The sequence below is a fragment of the Rhizobium sp. BT-226 genome (assembly GCF_025847085.2).
Taxonomy (GTDB): domain Bacteria; phylum Pseudomonadota; class Alphaproteobacteria; order Rhizobiales; family Rhizobiaceae; genus Rhizobium; species Rhizobium sophorae.
Genome location: NZ_JAOYTI010000002.1, coordinates 1,196,377 through 1,211,215, shown reverse-complemented (window position 1 = coordinate 1,211,215; position 14,839 = coordinate 1,196,377). Strand labels below are relative to the sequence as shown.

17 protein-coding genes and 2 tRNA genes are annotated in these 14,839 nt (G+C 59.0%); 14 read left to right on the top strand and 5 right to left on the bottom strand.

What is annotated here, in order from left to right:
• Window positions 1-208: 208 nt before the first annotated feature.
• Window positions 209-283 (bottom strand) — tRNA-Thr (locus tag OIU37_RS16205).
• A 153-nt stretch (window positions 284-436) separates the two neighbouring features.
• On the opposite strand from OIU37_RS16205, the gene OIU37_RS16200 reads away from it, so the two are divergent.
• From OIU37_RS16200 to OIU37_RS16145, 12 genes are all read left to right on the top strand, one after another.
• Window positions 437-631, top strand: a complete 195-nt coding sequence (locus tag OIU37_RS16200; RefSeq protein WP_264258054.1) for a hypothetical protein — start codon at window positions 437-439, stop codon at window positions 629-631.
• A 107-nt stretch (window positions 632-738) separates the two neighbouring features.
• Window positions 739-2,031 carry a UDP-N-acetylglucosamine 1-carboxyvinyltransferase gene (gene murA / locus OIU37_RS16195; protein WP_264258053.1) on the top strand — a complete coding sequence of 431 codons (1,293 nt, stop codon included), beginning with the start codon at window positions 739-741 and terminating at the stop codon, window positions 2,029-2,031.
• 95 nt (window positions 2,032-2,126) lie between these two features.
• The gene (locus OIU37_RS16190; protein WP_171601660.1) at window positions 2,127-2,558 is read left to right on the top strand and encodes a DUF2948 family protein; all 432 of its coding nucleotides are present in this window, start codon (window positions 2,127-2,129) and stop codon (window positions 2,556-2,558) included.
• Between the two features lie 55 nt (window positions 2,559-2,613).
• Window positions 2,614-3,912: a histidinol dehydrogenase gene (gene hisD, locus OIU37_RS16185; protein WP_264258052.1), complete on the top strand. Its 1,299-nt coding sequence runs from the start codon at window positions 2,614-2,616 to the stop codon at window positions 3,910-3,912.
• Window positions 3,913-3,916: 4 nt separating this feature from the next.
• Window positions 3,917-4,390, top strand: coding sequence for a UPF0262 family protein (locus tag OIU37_RS16180; RefSeq protein WP_264258051.1), 474 nt, complete (start codon window positions 3,917-3,919; stop codon window positions 4,388-4,390).
• Window positions 4,387-4,872 (top strand): low molecular weight phosphatase family protein, encoded by a 486-nt coding sequence (locus OIU37_RS16175; protein WP_264258050.1) that lies wholly within the window; start codon window positions 4,387-4,389, stop codon window positions 4,870-4,872. Before OIU37_RS16180 ends, OIU37_RS16175 begins: the two co-directional genes overlap by 4 nt.
• A 123-nt stretch (window positions 4,873-4,995) precedes the next feature.
• Window positions 4,996-5,214 carry a translation initiation factor IF-1 gene (gene infA / locus OIU37_RS16170; RefSeq protein WP_003545338.1) on the top strand — a complete coding sequence of 73 codons (219 nt, stop codon included), beginning with the start codon at window positions 4,996-4,998 and terminating at the stop codon, window positions 5,212-5,214.
• 55 nt (window positions 5,215-5,269) lie between these two features.
• Complete coding sequence (locus OIU37_RS16165) at window positions 5,270-5,890, top strand: Maf-like protein (protein WP_171601656.1); 621 nt, start codon at window positions 5,270-5,272, stop codon at window positions 5,888-5,890.
• Between the two features lie 135 nt (window positions 5,891-6,025).
• Window positions 6,026-6,238, top strand: coding sequence for a DNA gyrase inhibitor YacG (gene yacG, locus OIU37_RS16160; RefSeq protein ID WP_264258049.1), 213 nt, complete (start codon window positions 6,026-6,028; stop codon window positions 6,236-6,238).
• A gap of 179 nt (window positions 6,239-6,417) precedes the next feature.
• Window positions 6,418-6,493 (top strand) — tRNA-Phe (locus OIU37_RS16155).
• 148 nt (window positions 6,494-6,641) lie between these two features.
• Entirely contained in the window at window positions 6,642-6,887 is a 246-nt protein-coding gene (locus tag OIU37_RS16150; protein WP_264258048.1) for a type II toxin-antitoxin system RelE/ParE family toxin, read from the top strand.
• An 8-nt stretch (window positions 6,888-6,895) separates the two neighbouring features.
• Window positions 6,896-7,243: a helix-turn-helix domain-containing protein gene (locus OIU37_RS16145; protein ID WP_264258047.1), complete on the top strand. Its 348-nt coding sequence runs from the start codon at window positions 6,896-6,898 to the stop codon at window positions 7,241-7,243.
• A gap of 154 nt (window positions 7,244-7,397) precedes the next feature.
• On the opposite strand, the gene OIU37_RS16140 is transcribed toward OIU37_RS16145, so the two are convergent.
• From OIU37_RS16140 to OIU37_RS16125, 4 genes are all read right to left on the bottom strand, one after another.
• Window positions 7,398-7,676, bottom strand: a complete 279-nt coding sequence (locus OIU37_RS16140) for a transposase (protein ID WP_164986455.1) — start codon at window positions 7,674-7,676, stop codon at window positions 7,398-7,400.
• A 7-nt stretch (window positions 7,677-7,683) separates the two neighbouring features.
• On the bottom strand, window positions 7,684-9,108 hold the full coding sequence (locus OIU37_RS16135) for an HlyD family type I secretion periplasmic adaptor subunit (RefSeq protein ID WP_180693844.1): 1,425 nt from the start codon (window positions 9,106-9,108) through the stop codon (window positions 7,684-7,686).
• A gap of 14 nt (window positions 9,109-9,122) precedes the next feature.
• Window positions 9,123-10,838, bottom strand: a complete 1,716-nt coding sequence (locus OIU37_RS16130; protein WP_180693843.1) for a type I secretion system permease/ATPase — start codon at window positions 10,836-10,838, stop codon at window positions 9,123-9,125.
• A 90-nt stretch (window positions 10,839-10,928) separates the two neighbouring features.
• Window positions 10,929-11,504: a PE-PGRS family protein gene (locus OIU37_RS16125; protein ID WP_138334522.1), complete on the bottom strand. Its 576-nt coding sequence runs from the start codon at window positions 11,502-11,504 to the stop codon at window positions 10,929-10,931.
• Window positions 11,505-11,978: 474 nt separating this feature from the next.
• On the opposite strand from OIU37_RS16125, the gene OIU37_RS16120 reads away from it, so the two are divergent.
• Together OIU37_RS16120 and OIU37_RS16115 are read left to right on the top strand one after the other, a co-directional pair.
• Window positions 11,979-13,067 carry a hypothetical protein gene (locus OIU37_RS16120; RefSeq protein ID WP_264258046.1) on the top strand — a complete coding sequence of 363 codons (1,089 nt, stop codon included), beginning with the start codon at window positions 11,979-11,981 and terminating at the stop codon, window positions 13,065-13,067.
• 835 nt (window positions 13,068-13,902) lie between these two features.
• On the top strand, window positions 13,903-14,667 hold the full coding sequence (locus OIU37_RS16115; protein ID WP_264258045.1) for a response regulator transcription factor: 765 nt from the start codon (window positions 13,903-13,905) through the stop codon (window positions 14,665-14,667).
• The last annotated feature ends 172 nt before the right edge of the window (window positions 14,668-14,839 follow it).

Below are 14,839 nucleotides of genomic sequence, written 5' to 3'. Positions count from 1 at the left end.
AAACTGCCGCCGGCCACATGAAAAAAGCTTTCGGAGTGGCAACAGCGGCGATCGTTTTAAACGCAGCCATCTCATATTTTGACATAGCGGCGAAGGTAGGCTCGACGCCATGGCTCTCACCTGCGATCGAGATAATCAAAAAGTATATCGAAGCATTCCGCTAGCGCCCGAAAGTTCGAGCAGTGGGCGTGTTTGCGTGGAGGAAAACTGGTGCTGCCGAGTGGGATTGAACCACCGACCTCACCCTTACCAAGGGTGTGCTCTACCACTGAGCTACGGCAGCAGGACCAGATCGCGCAAGCCGGGTGGCTCAATCGCGGGAACGGGGCGGCTATTGCCACAGCTTGAGGGCAAGCGCAAGCAGCAAATTCCAACTTCGCGTGGATTGGCATGCAAGGGCCTTTTGGATCGGCGCGAATTCGGCTAATCCTTTTCCATGAACGAAAAGACCGAAGCTGGCCAGCAGAGCCGCAAAGAGGCGATCGAAGCGCAGGCAAAACTGCGCCGCGAGCGTGCCGCCGAAAAGCTCAGGGAAAATCTGGGGCGACGCAAACAGCAGGTCCGCGCCCGCCGTTCCGGCCAGGCCGACGAAACAAATGGGCTGCCCGCCGCAAAATTGGACGAATCGTAATGTTCCGTCCGTCGCGAATTGAAGCCTGTCGATAAATCCCCTAAACACCTCACTCCTTATTCCAAGGCAGAACTTTCAGGAAAGGCGGGCGCTGCCCGTAAGCGCACATGGATCGTATCAGAATCGTCGGCGGTAATGAGCTGAATGGCATCATTCCGATTTCCGGCGCCAAGAATGCCGCACTGCCGCTGATGATCGCCTCGCTTCTGACCAGCGATACGCTGACGCTCGAAAACGTGCCGCATCTGGCCGACGTCGAGCTGCTGATGCGCATCCTCGGCAATCACGGCGTCGACGTCGCCGTCAACGGCCGCCGCGAGCGCCAGGAAGATTCCTACGCCCGCACGATCCATTTCACTTGCCGCACCATCGTCGATACGACCGCATCCTATGAACTGGTCTCGAAGATGCGCGCCTCCTTCTGGGTCATCGGCCCGCTCTTGGCGCGCGAAGGCCATTGCCGCGTATCGCTGCCGGGCGGCTGTGCCATCGGCACGCGCCCGGTCGATCTCTTCATCGAGGGCCTGACGGCGCTCGGCGCCACCATGGAAATCGATGCCGGTTATATCAACGCCAAGGCGCCTGCCGGCGGCCTGATCGGCGCACGCTACACCTTCCCGAAGGTCTCGGTCGGCGCCACCCATGTGATGATGATGGCGGCAACCCTTGCCCGCGGCACGACGGTGATCGGCAATGCCGCCCGCGAGCCCGAGGTCGTCGATCTGGCCAACTGCCTGAACGCCATGGGCGCCAAGATATCGGGCGCCGGCACTGCGACCCTCACCATTGAAGGCGTCATCTCGCTCTCCGGCGCCCGCCACCGCGTGTTGCCGGATCGCATCGAGACCGGCACCTATGCCATGGCCGTCGCCATGGCCGGCGGCGACGTCGTGCTGGAGAATACCGACATGGCGCTGCTCGAAACCGCGGTGGAAACGCTGCGCCGCGCCGGCGCGGAAATCTCCTCGACCAACAATGGCATGCGCATCAAGCGCAATGGCGCCGGCATCAGGCCGGTCGATATCGTCACCGATCCCTTCCCGGGCTTCCCGACCGATCTGCAGGCGCAGTTCATGGCGCTGATGACCCGTTCTTCCGGCGTCTCGCATGTCACCGAGACCATTTTCGAAAACCGTTTCATGCATGTGCAGGAGCTTGCCCGCCTCGGCGCCAGGATCTCGCTGTCCGGCCAGACGGCGAAGATCGAGGGTGTCCAACGCCTGCGCGGCGCACCCGTCATGGCGACCGATCTGCGCGCCTCGGTTTCGCTCGTCATTGCCGGCCTTGCCGCCGAGGGCGAAACCACGGTGTCGCGCGTCTATCACCTCGACCGAGGTTTCGAGCGGCTCGAGGAGAAACTGACCCGCTGCGGCGCCATCGTCGAGCGCATCAGCGAGTAAACGCGCCCTTATCCCGGTTGCGTAATCCGCCGCAGCATCTTATTTCCCTTTTGACGCATCGCCATTCCGGCGGTGCCAGCTGGGGATGAGGCTGAATGACCGACCTGAAGCTTATTGCGCTCGATGACGAGGACCTTGCGGTCGTTTCCGCGCATATGCAGGACAGCGTCTTCAAGGTCGGCGACATCGACTGGTCGCCGCGCGACGCGCAGTTCGCGCTTGCCGCCAATCGTTTCGTCTGGGAAGGTGCCGAGCGCAAACGCAAGGGTTTCGAACGTCGCCGTGCTGCCCTGGTCTTCAAACGCGTGCTTGCCGTCCGCTCGCTCGGCATCGATCGCGGGAAACGCGACGAGGTGCTGTCGCTGCTGGCGCTGCGCTTCGAGAAGAAGGGCGAGGGGCCGGATGGCACGGTCGAGCTGTCGCTGTCGGGCACGGCCTCGATTGCGCTCGATGTCGAATGCATCGAGGTCCAGCTGGCCGATATCGGCGGCGCCTGGGAGGCTTCCTCCAAGCCTCGCCACCGCTGACATGACGCCCTAAAGTTTGAACATCGCAGTTTCGAGTTGAGAAGGAATATCGGCCTTGGCAATCTGGCTGGATCAGGCATCGGAAGGTTTCGAGCAGCATTTTGCCGCCTTCCTGACGACGAAGCGCGAAGTCTCCGAGGATGTGAACGTCGTCGTCCGCGCCATCATCGATGATATCAGAGCCCGCGGCGATGTGGCGCTTGCCGAATATTCGCTGAAATTCGACGGCATCGATTACGCCACCGTCCCGATGCGCGTCACAGCTGAAGAGATCGACGCCGCCGTCGAGGCGGTTCCTTCGGAAGTGCTGGGGGCGCTGAAGCTCGCGGCACTGCGCATCGAATCCCATCATCGCCGGCAGCTGCCGAAGGACGATATCTACGAGGACGACATGGGCGTCGGCCTCGGCTCGCGCTGGACGGCGATCGAGGCGGTCGGGCTCTATGTTCCGGGCGGCACGGCGAGTTATCCGAGCTCGGTGCTGATGAATGCCGTGCCGGCCAAGGTCGCCGGGGTCGATCGTATCGTCATCGCCGTTCCCGCCACCGGCGGCGCCGTCAATCCGGCGGTGCTCGCCGCCGCCAAGCTTGTCGGTGTCACCGAGATTTATCGTGTCGGCGGCGCCCAGGCAATCGCGGCTCTTGCCTATGGCACCGAGACCATCGCACCGGTCGCCAAGATCACCGGCCCCGGCAATGCCTATGTCGCCGCCGCCAAGCGCCATGTCTTCGGCACCGTCGGCATCGATATGATCGCCGGCCCCTCCGAAGTGCTTGTTATTGCAGACAAGGACAACAATCCGGATTGGATCGCCGCCGACCTCTTGGCCCAGGCCGAGCACGACGTCAGTTCCCAGGCGATCCTCATCACCGATGACGCCGCATTCGGCAAGGCAGTGGAGCAGGCGGTCGAACGCCAGCTGAAGACGCTGAACCGCGCCGAGACGGCGGCAGCAAGCTGGCGCGATTTCGGCGCGGTCATCCTCGTTGCCGATCTGAAACAGGCCATTCCGCTGGCAAACCGTATCGCTGCCGAGCATCTGGAGCTCGCAGTCGTCGATCCGGACCGGCTGCTCGACGGCATCCGCAATGCCGGCGCGATCTTCATCGGCGCCCATACGCCCGAGGTGATCGGCGATTATGTCGGCGGTTCGAACCATGTGCTGCCGACGGCGCGTTCGGCGCGCTTCTCCTCCGGCCTTTCGGTTCTCGATTTCGTCAAGCGCACCTCGATCCTGCGCCTTGGGCCGCAGCAACTGCGCACCCTCGGCCCGGCGGCGATCGCGCTGGCGGTCTCCGAAGGCCTCGATGCCCATGCGCGATCGGTCGCGATCCGCCTCAACCTCGAAAGGTGAGGGCATGGCGAAGGGCGATTTCCGGCTTTGCGACGTCGTCCTTGACGATACGATCGGCCGTTCGACGCCCGATGTCGAGCATGAGCGCGCCGTCGCCATCTTCGATCTGATCGAGGAGAACAGGTTCGAGCCGCTCGGCCATGCCGGCGGACCTTACCGGCTGAACATTTCGCTGGTCGATTCGAAGCTGGTTTTCGCCATCACCACCGAAGAGGGCGGGAGCGTCGCCACCCATATCCTGTCGCTCACGCCCTTCCGGCGGATCGTCAAGGATTACTTCATGATCTGCGAGAGCTATTACGAAGCAATCCGTTCGTCGACGCCAAGCCGCATCGAGGCGATCGACATGGGCCGGCGCGGCATCCACAATGAAGGTTCGCAGACGCTGAAGGACAGGCTGGCCGGCAAGATAGAAATCGATTTCGACACCGCCCGGCGCCTTTTCACGCTGGTCTGCGTGCTCTACTGGCGCGGATGACGGCAATGGATCTCGCCGCCGACATCGAGGAGGGAAAGCGGCCGGGCGCCATCCTCTTCATGTGCGGGATGAACGCCATCCGCTCGCCGATAGCCGAAGCGATCGCCCGTAGCATTCTGCCGGCCAATACCTATATACGATCGGCCGGCGTTCGCGCCGGCGAGCGCGATCCCTTCGTGGATGCCGTGCTCGAGGAAATCGGGCTTTCCCTCGGGCGCCGCCAGCCGCAGACGCTGGAAGAACTCGAGGACGATTATTTCGATCTGATCATCACGCTTTCGCCGCAGGCCCACCACGCGGCGCTCGAGCTGACCCGGTCGAGTGCGGTCGATGTCGTCTATTGGCCGACCATGGATCCGACTGTTATCAGCGGAACGCGCGAGCAGATTCTGGAGAGCTACCGCGAGGTTCGCGAACACCTGGCCGGCCTCATCGAAAGCCGGCTACTCAAACGAAATGGCATCGCCGCGCAATCGGCATGAAAACAAATAAAGGAAAGCCTGATCAACAAGGTTCACAAACCATCGTTGATTGTGTAGTTTCCGCCCAAATTTTGAAGGCGCGCCCTGCGCTGCCTATTCAACCCACAGGAAGAAAACACTTATATGCCTAAAGAAGAAGTCCTCGAATTCCCGGGAATCGTCACCGAACTTCTGCCGAATGCGACGTTCCGCGTGAAGCTCGAAAACGAACACGAGATCATCGCCCATACGGCAGGCCGCATGCGCAAGAACCGCATCCGCGTTCTCGCCGGCGATAAGGTGCTGGTGGAAATGACGCCCTACGATCTGACCAAGGGCCGCATCACCTACCGTTTCAAGTAAGCTTGCCCAAGGCCCTGTAAGGGTTTTTCTCCCGTCTGCCGATGGTCGAGGTTCTATGACGCTGAAATACAAGCTCATTCTGGCCTCGGGTTCGCCCCGGCGCGTCGACCTGCTCAACCAGGCCGGCATCGAGCCTTCGCGCCTGATGCCGATGGATATCGACGAGGCGCCGAAGAAGTCGGAGCATCCGCGTTCGCTCGCCCGCAGGCTTTCGGCTGAGAAGGCTGAAGCCGCCCTTGCCGCCATCAAGGGCGATATCACCTGGAAGGGCAGCTATATCCTGTCTGCCGATACGGTGGTCGCCGTCGGCCGGCGCATCCTCGGCAAGGCTGAGTTCGCCGACGAGGCGTTGAATTCGTTGCATCTCCTCTCGGGACGCAACCACATGGTCTACACCGGCGTTTGCCTGGTGACCCCGGATCGCAAGGTCCGTCAGAAGATCGTCGAGACCAAGGTACGCTTCAAGCGTCTCTCCGGCTTCGAGATCGAGAACTACCTGGCTTCCGGCCAGTGGCGCGGCAAGGCAGGCGCCTACGGCATCCAGGGCCTCGCCGGCACCTTCGTGCAGAAGATGGTGGGCTCCTACACCAATGTCGTCGGCCTGCCGCTTTATGAAACCATTCTGCTTTTGACCGGCGAAGGCTTCGATGTGCATAGCCGGTGGCCCGAGGGCTGAGCCCGACGGCCGATGCTTGAAGCGCGTCACGATCTTTCAGATCCGCGCGTCGCGCTTTAAGGCTTTGTTTTTACGCATGTCGGTGTCGCAAAACCGTTGGATACTTTTGCGCGACATGCTTTAGGACGGACCGATATGCCTGAAGACAAGAAACCGGCCGCCAAGGTCGAACCGCTGCGCAAGACGCGCCCTTGCCCCGAATGCGGCAAACCTTCGAACCGCGAACATTACCCCTTCTGCTCCAACCGCTGCCGCGAGGCCGATCTCTCCCGCTGGCTGACCGGCGCCTATGCCATTCCGGTTGCCGACGACGAGACGAAGGCTGATTATCCCGATGAAGAAAACTAGAGAATTTCGTCTGCGAAGCTCTTATTTTTCCTCATGAATCCGCAAAGCCGGCAAGACCGTCAAAAAAGAGTCATTTGACGCTTGCCATGGCCGAACAAGATGCTATAACCCCGCTCGCTTCCGGGGTGAACCAAGGCCCCGCGGTTCCTTTTCTGAAAGGGACCATCGGAAGCAGGTTAGCCCAGGTAGCTCAGTTGGTAGAGCAGCGGATTGAAAATCCGCGTGTCACTGGTTCGATTCCGGTCCTGGGCACCACTGCTATCAATCGTGTTTCATTGTATTTTTTATATCCGCATCATCGATGCGTGCGGGCATCCGATCGAAAGAACCTGCAGAATTTCGCAAGTATCGCCGTTGGCAATGTTATTGTTGCGAAATAATTCGCTATCAGCTATATTTACCGATGAAAAAGATCGCCTACAGCAAGGCCGCCACGAAGGCACTCCGCAAGATGCAGCCGAAGCGCGCCGCGGCGATCGTCGCCAGGGTCGAAGCCTTCGCCAACGGCGAGACGGTCGACCTCAAGAAGCTGCAAGGCAGCGATTTTTTTCGAATTCGTGTCGGGCAGGACCGTGTCATCATCGACGATCAGACCATGCAGGTCCTCGTCATCAAGGCCGGCCCACGCGGCGACATCTATAACGAATAGGAACCACCATGGGTGAAATCCAGAAACTGACCATCGACGGAAAGGGGTACGTGCTGCTTTCCGAAGACGACTATCAGGACCTTGTCGACATCAGCGAGGCGCGCGCCGCAAAGGCGCGTATCGACGCTGGCGAAGAGACCTGGCCTGAAGACGTCGTCAAAGCACTGATCGCTGGCGAAGATCCTGTCCGGGTGTTCCGTAAGCACCGCGGCATGAGTATCAAGGAGCTGGCTGAAAAGTCCGGGCTCTCCCAGCCTTATCTTTCCGAAATCGAGACCGGAAAGAAGGAGGGCTCCCTGGACGCACTCAGGTCGATCGCCCGCGCGCTGGACGTCGACCTTGACGATGTGGCTTGATGCATACGCATCCCAAGGCGGCCACGTTGTGATGGAGCTTGTACTTTCGAGCCGTATCCCTTTGCCCCATTTGGGGAGGCTCCCTCGTCAAAATATGATGCCGCGCGCCCGATATGCGGGGCCAGAAGGTGCCCAACAAAGCCCTCTGTTGAGGTTAGTTTCGCCCTTTCGATGTCTTCGCCAGCATCTCGCTCAGTGTTGCCGCCGAGAGCATGGATTCGGCCAAAAGCTTTTTGAGCTTCTGGTTCTCTTCCTCCAGTGCTCTCAATCTTTTGGCATGGAGACCGACATTTCCGAACTGCAAGGATTGCCACCGATAGAAGGTCGGCTCGCTGATACCGTACCTGTGGCAAACATCTGCCACCGTCACTCCGGCTTGGTGCTCCTTCAGAATGCCCGTAATCTGGTCGTTGTCGAATTTTCTCTTGCCCATCACCGTCTCAGTCCTCGCGAAATGCTCTGTTGAAACTGTCGAGAAGTGGTCTGACAGCATAGAGCGCCACGCTGCTTTTGCCCGTTTCGATCAGTATTTGTGCGGGCATGCCCGCGACCAGTTCGACATCACTCATTTTCGCCAATCGCTCGTCCGTTACACGGATCGTCGCGGCAAAGTAGGGCTGGCCGCTCTGCGTATCGATGAGACGGTCCGCTGAAACATACTCGACCCGACCTTTCAGGAGTGGAACGCGCCGCTGATTGTAGGGAAGGAGGTGGACCTGTGCCTCGAGCCCCGCATGAACGAGATTGATGTCTTCCGGTCTGACGTGGGCAGACACGACAAGGCGATCGGAGCGTGGCAGAAGATCAACGAGCGGTTCACCCGCGCCGATCACGCCACCTGATGTGTGGACGCGCAGGTTCATGATCGTTCCGTCGTCGGGAGCGCGGATGTCGGTCCTTGCGAGTTGGTCGTCGATCGCCCGCAAGCGCTCGCGCAGCTGCATGATCCGGCTTTCCGTATCGCGCATGCCTTGGGCGACTTCGCTCAACCGGTCGCTCTCGAGCTTTGCGAGATCGGCCTGTGAGCCGCTGATCACCTGGTAGGCGCGAGAGATCTGTGCCTCTACTTGACCCTGCTGGCCATCAAGGTCTGCTTTTTCCCGCTGGAGGTTGAGAAGTCTGCTCCTTCTTTCCAGTCCTTTGGCGCTGAGGATCGTAACCTGATCCAGTTCTTGGCTCGAGATTGTCGCTCTGTCGGCCAGTGCTGCCTTCTGCGCGCCAAGTCCAACGATTTCCTGCCGCACCTGTGCGATCTTTTCGTTGGCGATCTGAATTTCGGCCTGCATGACGCGGCGACGGGCTTCGAAGATTTTCTGTTGCCCGATCAGGATAGCGCTGACCGAAGGATATCTGTCCATGGCTGCCCTGAGGTCCTCAGGATAGGCGATATGGTCGCCGCCCGTCTGCTCCGCAAGCAGGCGGGCGCGGCTTCCTTCGGCGTCCCAAAGTTGCCCTTGAATGCTGTCGCGCTCCGAGCGAGACTTCGTGTCGTCGAGCTCTATCATGATCTGTCCGGCCATGACCGCATCGCCGTTTTTAACGAGGATCCGTCGGACAATCCCGCCTTCCAGATGCTGAATGGTCTTGCGGCTGGACTCCGGTTCGATGACGCCCGATGCAATTGCAGCGCTTTTCAGCGGCGCCAGGACCGACCAGATTCCCAATCCGACTATGAAAACCAGGATCAACAGGTTGCCCGTCCAAACAACGCCTCTGAGCCCCGGCATCGGCGAGGGGGGCGCGGGTCCGCGCTGTTTCGACTCGATCACCGGCAAATAGGCCGTCTGTTGCTTGACCAACCGCCGACCAGTCCTTGGCGAATTTGAAAATTTCGCCGGCGTTGCGTCCAGTTGAACAAGGGCCATGGCGGCGTTTCTCCCTATGTTCCTGTTCGAGACGGTGGTTGAAGATAAGTTTCATAAATCCGCTCGCTGTCGCCGAAGGCAGCCACCGTTCCGTTACGCATGATGGCAATCTTGTTGGTGACCGGCAGGATCCCCATCCGGTGCGTTATGATAACGACGGTCATCCCCCTGGATTTCATGCGCTCGATTGCCGCAAACAGCATGCGTTCGCCGTCATAATCCAGGCTCGAATTCGGATCGTCGAGAACGATCAGAGACGGGTTTCCATAGGCCGCCCGTGCAAGTCCCAGCTGTTGGCGCTGAGCTCGAAGGAGCAGGTTTCCACCTTCACCGATGTCGGTCTCGTAGCCCTGCGGCAGCCGCATGATCGCTTCGTGCAACCCAACCAGTTTCGCGGCGTCGATCGCTTTGCCGGGATCTCCTCCGTCCAGCCGGCCGATCACATCCTTGATCGCTCCACCGAAGAGTTCGATGTCCTGCGGCAGGTATCCGACGTGGCAGGTCCCCCCGCAAAGGCGCAGAGCCGAGATATCGACCCCACCGAGAAGAGCATATCCGCGCGTTGCTGGCACAACGCCTGCCATGACGCGACCAAGTGTCGATTTTCCCGATCCCGAAGGACCGATGAGCGCTATGCAATCGCCGGGCGCGAGGCGCAATGTGATATCAGTCAATATCGGCCGATCAGCGAAGGGTTTGAAATAGCTGACATTATCGAGAACGAGGCCATTGGGTTCCGGCAGCGGCACCATTCGGGCATCGCAATCCGATGCAACTGTTATCAGCATTCTGTTCAAGCGATTGAAGGCATTGCGCGCAAACGTAAAGGAGCGCCATGCCCCTATTGCGCCCTCGATTGGTGCGAGCCCGCGCCCGAGCAGCAGGCTCGCAACGAAGATGATCCCGGGACTGCCGCTGTTTACGAGCACCAGCCATGTCGCGGATCCCATCATGAGGATCTGCGCGAGTGTGCGGATCGATTTGGAGAAACCAAGAATGATCTCCGTCCGATGCATCGCGATGTCCTGTGCCCTTCTTGCCATTTCCGCATCGCGATAGACGATCAGCGCTGCGCCATCCTGCATGCCCATTGCCCTGATGACCTCGATGTTTTTGAGGGCGGTCGCAAATCGGATATAGCTCCTCGAAAGGGCAAGATTGGCGTAGGCAAGCGGCTCCCGCGTCGCCAGTTCCGTCATGAACGCAAACAGCAGAAGTGCAACGGCGCTCAGAAGACCGATGGTCCCAAGCAACGGATGAACAAGAAAGAGCAGGAGCAGGAATAGCGGCGCCCAGGGAACGTCAAAAAACAGCGAGCTGGCCGGTGAATCGAGGAACTGGCGTAATGCAGCCAGGTCCCTGTAGCATTCCGTGGCGGCTCCCGTATCGGTGCGAGCGGCATATTCGAATGATGAGGTGAGCACCATGGGCCGTAGCCTGTGGTCCAGCCAACTGCCGATGCGCGAAAGAGCTGCCCTGCGCACGATATCCAGCGTGGATCCGACGAGCACGGCGATGGCGATGATCATCGTCAGCATCAGCAGCGTGTCAGCGCTTCGGCTCGACAGGACCCTGTCATAGATCTGCAGGAGATAGATGGAAGGCGCGAGAAGAAAGAGATTGTAGCCGCAGCTATAGAGGAAGACCAACCCGAAGGCCCCGGCACAAGCCCTGAGCGCAACAACAAGCTGTGTCGGCGGGCGCGGTGGCTTTATGGAAATCGTTGTCATTATCAGATCTCGCTGCACTTGATACTGACAAGAAGAGACTGCTTACCTTGAGGGCCGCCGGCCGAAACCAGCGGCCCTTGAGGTCTGAGTTCAGGAGCCGAGATGGTCGACGTCGATATGGCCGAAGGCGTTTATGAAGTGATCAAGAGAATTGTTCACCGTCGTCGTTTCGGGATCCGTGTGCACCAGAGCTGACGAGATATCGCCGCCCAGAGCGTTGTTCCCGTTGCCGCCGTTGCCGCCGACACCTGCGAGGATGGTGGCATGCTGATCGGCCACAAGCTGCGTATATTGTGTCGCGGTCGTAGCCGCATTCACCGTAGCCGTGTCGCCGCCGCTCGAGTTTCCTTGGCTGCCGTTGGAGTTTGAATCTCCCCCCGCGCCGCCGTCGCCGCTGTTCGTGACCGCCGCCAGGAAGCCGTTCTTGGCCTGAGCAAAGCCACCGTCTCCGCCACTGCCGGCGTCCCAACCTGCTTTCTGCCAAACGTGATCGCCATTGTGCAGATCGGTCGTTGCCCCGTAGACCGTTTGCACGGGGTTTACATATGCAACCGGGTTGTAGTTGATGTTCCCATCGTTGTGGCCATCACCGCCGTTGCCGGCATTCGCGTCACCCGCATCCGGGTTGTTGAGATGTATCGTGTCGGATATTTGTGGAATAGGCATTGATGTCACTCCTTTACTTGGTTTCATCTGTGTTCGTTTTACGGCGTCCCCCTACGGCGTGCGTTTCCAGCATGTCGCCGCAGCCAATACAACCGCAGGCGAATATTGCCTGCGATTTAATCTCTGGCCTATCTAGATATTCGGTGACATTCATTCGGACGTATACTTGGATGTGGCGGACCGTTATTTGGATTGGTACTTAGTGATTTGGTGCAGGGTGGTATGGTCTATCGTGTCTGCGACCTCGTCGAAGCGACATCATGACCTCTAACCCGGAAAGGCTCTAATGCTCGCAAACTCGCACAACGGGCGCTGCGGCCATGACAGCCAAATGGCTACAGCACTAGCCGACAGGATGTAGACGAATTGCAGGCTCTGCTTTTCCCACGTTCAGATGCACAATGCCTGAACAATTCAGGCTGCATAGCGCCGCATGCTCGGTGGACGTGCAGTCGCCGGCGAATGGAGACGGTAATGGCGGAAACTCGTCCCTCATTGGAAGACCTGCCCAAGACGGGCAGCGATCAACACCTCGCCTCCAACGTGGCCGCGGGGCATCTGGCGCTGGTGCCGACTTGGCTTCCATTGGATGTCGCTTCCGGTCAGAGCCATAATTCAGCCGGCAGCGGTGGTGACGGGATCAGCGAAGGCGTGATCAGCAGCAACGCACTGGCCGTCTTCACGCCGTCCAATGCCGCCATTGCGGGACCTCATTCGGGTGCAGACGCCTTCCAGGGCAACGACGCGCTCATCAATCAGCATCCCACCGAAATGGCGGGGATAGGCGGGAATGGTGGAAGCGGCAATGTTGCCATCGGCGGCGGCGATGGCGGCAATCATGCCGGCACCGGGGGCAATGGCCTCTTCTACGGCGGGCTCGTCAGCACCGAAGTCGCGCTGTTTGCCCCCGTGAATACCGCCGTGGCTGCAGGCCCCGGCGCGGAGGCTCACGCCGAGCAATCGAACAACGCACTGTTCCTGCAGGGCGCGACCCAGATTGGCGGCATGGGCGGCTCGGGCGGAGACCATAACGTCGCGAGCCACGGCACGTCGATGAGCCCGGGAACTGCGCTCACATTGACCGGCGACTTTTATGCGGGCCATGGCGGCGATGGATATTTCGTCGGTAGCATGGTCGACGTGAGTATCGCCATCTTCTCACCGATCAACATCGCCATCGGCGCCGCAGGCGGCTCCGCACAGGCTCATCAGACAAACAATGTCATTTTCGATCAGGGCACTGTGCAGATTGCAGGCATCGGCGGCAATGGCGGTGGCTTCAACCTGTCGTCAGATACGATTTATACCGGCAATCACGCGGGTGGCGGCGGTGGGGACGGATCGTCAACCGGCAGCATGGTAGACGTCAATTTCGGCTATTTCCATCCCATCAACATTGCCGTTCCCGCCGGTGGGACGGCGGATGCCCAACAGACCGATCATGTTCTCTATGATCAGCAAGCGCTTCAGTTGGCCGGCATCGCGGGCCAAGGCGGAGACGGTAACCTCACGGATGCCCATTCGGCTCTCGTCGACGACATTCTGAGCTTCATGCATAGCTAGGCCTTTCCATTTTTTCTTCGAATCACGGAAATGCTCTATCTCTTTGTTTCCACGTAATTCCGGACGCAAAAACCGCAATGCACTTTTGCTGGAATTGCTCTAGCGGATAGCCTCCCCACTTGCATTGCGGAGGTTCAACTGCACGAAACCGTTCTTTGTGCCATTTTCAGGCCATATGTTAAACGCTTCCCCCGCCGGGCTCTCGTCTTTTGGGCCGACATGGCACGCAACGGTCGGCTCACTGAGAACTGAACATTCCACCATGACCTCATCCGCATTGTCGCCGATTTCGGCCGCCAGGGGCCGTGACCTCCGGCCGCTATCGGTCGGTGCCGGCGCAGTGCTGTCTGCGGGAGAACAATGCTAACTGGTATTAACGCGTCATTAGAGCACAGTTTCACTAATCATAACGGGTAGTCAGCGATCTCAGGCTTTTGTTGCTTTTCGCGTTTGTCTTTTTGTTGTCGGGTCTGCGACTGCTTTGAATTGAGATATGGAAACAAAACCGAGCCGGTCGACGGCTCGTTATATCCAATGGCGCTTTCCTAAATGGGTCTGTCGCAGATCGGTTGCCTTTTCAGTGCCTTTGGAAGCTTTGTTGACGCGCTTGCCGTACGTGAATTCGGCGACGGCTGGAAAGTCTGCAGCGGCAAGTCGAACCAGCAGGCCTTCATGAAAAATCTCTTCAATGTGCTCTGCAAGCCCAGTTATCTATCGTTGATATCTTATAAACTATAAGAATTATCATGAGAGCTCAGACTATTAATATCCGAAATACACTCACTTTTTCTCATGACATGTAGTGAGAACAGGAATATTATGAATAGCTGTTGCGTTGCAAATATTCGTGGGGAGCACGCAAGTGTCCGACATTACTGGAACTAGGCGCCGTATCGGGCGCAATGCACCAACTGTGATCATCATCGAGCATTCTACATTGGCGCGCACCACCGTGGTGAAGCTTCTTGAGCGTGAACTCGCCGGATGGAACGTTATAGATTTGATCTCGACCGAGAGTCTCGAGAGTGCTCTTGGAGCTGAGGTGCGTTTGATTGTATTGGGCCTGGCTGGCAGAAGTGTTGAGAGCACCAGCCTGCGTGATGATCTCGCGGCGATTGCTGCACGTTTTCCTGAAGCTCCTGTCGCGTTGCTCTCAGGTACGGATGACGCCATCATAGCCCGTCAGGCACTCAAGATGGGCATCCGCGGCTTATTCTCGACTTCACTTCCCATTGACATTGCTCTTGCCGGTCTTCGTCTCGTTCTGGCAGGAGGAACATTTTTCCCGCAGCTATTGGGAGCTGGTACAAACGGCTCAAACGAGCATAGTCCGGCCAGAAATGAAGCCGAAAAGAGCTTGGATGATAGGACGCAGTACTTGGCGATCGCTGATTTCACTCCCCGGGAAGCGGATGTCCTGGCAGAGTTGCAATGCGGCTGTTCAAACAAGGTGATTGCAGGAAAACTCAATTTGTCGGGGCATACAGTGAAGATGCATTTGCAACACATAATGCGCAAGCTGCAGGCGCAGAACCGCACTGAAGTGGTTGCCCGCTTAATTCAAAGAGCCGCCGGTGGGCCTGACGTCTCGCCGGGTTAGGCAGTGTCGCCAAGACCGGGGAGCTGTCTCAACAAGCGTGGTAGCAAGGGCTAAAAGCAGCACGGCCCGCGCGATAGCTGGCCTTGTATCGGCGTGGCGTTCGTTTCAACGGGTCTCATATCGTGATGCCCTGATGGGAACCGCGACTCCGCCTGTCCGTTATCTTTTGAGC

What these genes read in the sequence shown, in the direction of transcription:
- OIU37_RS16200 (WP_264258054.1), top strand. Translation starts at nt 437, where the DNA reads ATGAACGAAAAGACCGAAGCTGGCCAGCAGAGCCGCAAAGAGGCGATC.
- murA (WP_264258053.1), top strand. Translation starts at nt 739, where the DNA reads ATGGATCGTATCAGAATCGTCGGCGGTAATGAGCTGAATGGCATCATT.
- OIU37_RS16190 (WP_171601660.1), top strand. Translation starts at nt 2,127, where the DNA reads ATGACCGACCTGAAGCTTATTGCGCTCGATGACGAGGACCTTGCGGTC.
- OIU37_RS16180 (WP_264258051.1), top strand. Translation starts at nt 3,917, where the DNA reads ATGGCGAAGGGCGATTTCCGGCTTTGCGACGTCGTCCTTGACGATACG.
- OIU37_RS16175 (WP_264258050.1), top strand. Translation starts at nt 4,387, where the DNA reads ATGACGGCAATGGATCTCGCCGCCGACATCGAGGAGGGAAAGCGGCCG.
- infA (WP_003545338.1), top strand. Translation starts at nt 4,996, where the DNA reads ATGCCTAAAGAAGAAGTCCTCGAATTCCCGGGAATCGTCACCGAACTT.
- OIU37_RS16165 (WP_171601656.1), top strand. Translation starts at nt 5,270, where the DNA reads ATGACGCTGAAATACAAGCTCATTCTGGCCTCGGGTTCGCCCCGGCGC.
- yacG (WP_264258049.1), top strand. Translation starts at nt 6,026, where the DNA reads ATGCCTGAAGACAAGAAACCGGCCGCCAAGGTCGAACCGCTGCGCAAG.
- OIU37_RS16150 (WP_264258048.1), top strand. Translation starts at nt 6,642, where the DNA reads ATGAAAAAGATCGCCTACAGCAAGGCCGCCACGAAGGCACTCCGCAAG.
- OIU37_RS16145 (WP_264258047.1), top strand. Translation starts at nt 6,896, where the DNA reads ATGGGTGAAATCCAGAAACTGACCATCGACGGAAAGGGGTACGTGCTG.
- OIU37_RS16140 (WP_164986455.1), bottom strand. Translation starts at nt 7,676, where the DNA reads ATGGGCAAGAGAAAATTCGACAACGACCAGATTACGGGCATTCTGAAG.
- OIU37_RS16135 (WP_180693844.1), bottom strand. Translation starts at nt 9,108, where the DNA reads ATGGCCCTTGTTCAACTGGACGCAACGCCGGCGAAATTTTCAAATTCG.
- OIU37_RS16130 (WP_180693843.1), bottom strand. Translation starts at nt 10,838, where the DNA reads ATGACAACGATTTCCATAAAGCCACCGCGCCCGCCGACACAGCTTGTT.
- OIU37_RS16125 (WP_138334522.1), bottom strand. Translation starts at nt 11,504, where the DNA reads ATGCCTATTCCACAAATATCCGACACGATACATCTCAACAACCCGGAT.
- OIU37_RS16120 (WP_264258046.1), top strand. Translation starts at nt 11,979, where the DNA reads ATGGCGGAAACTCGTCCCTCATTGGAAGACCTGCCCAAGACGGGCAGC.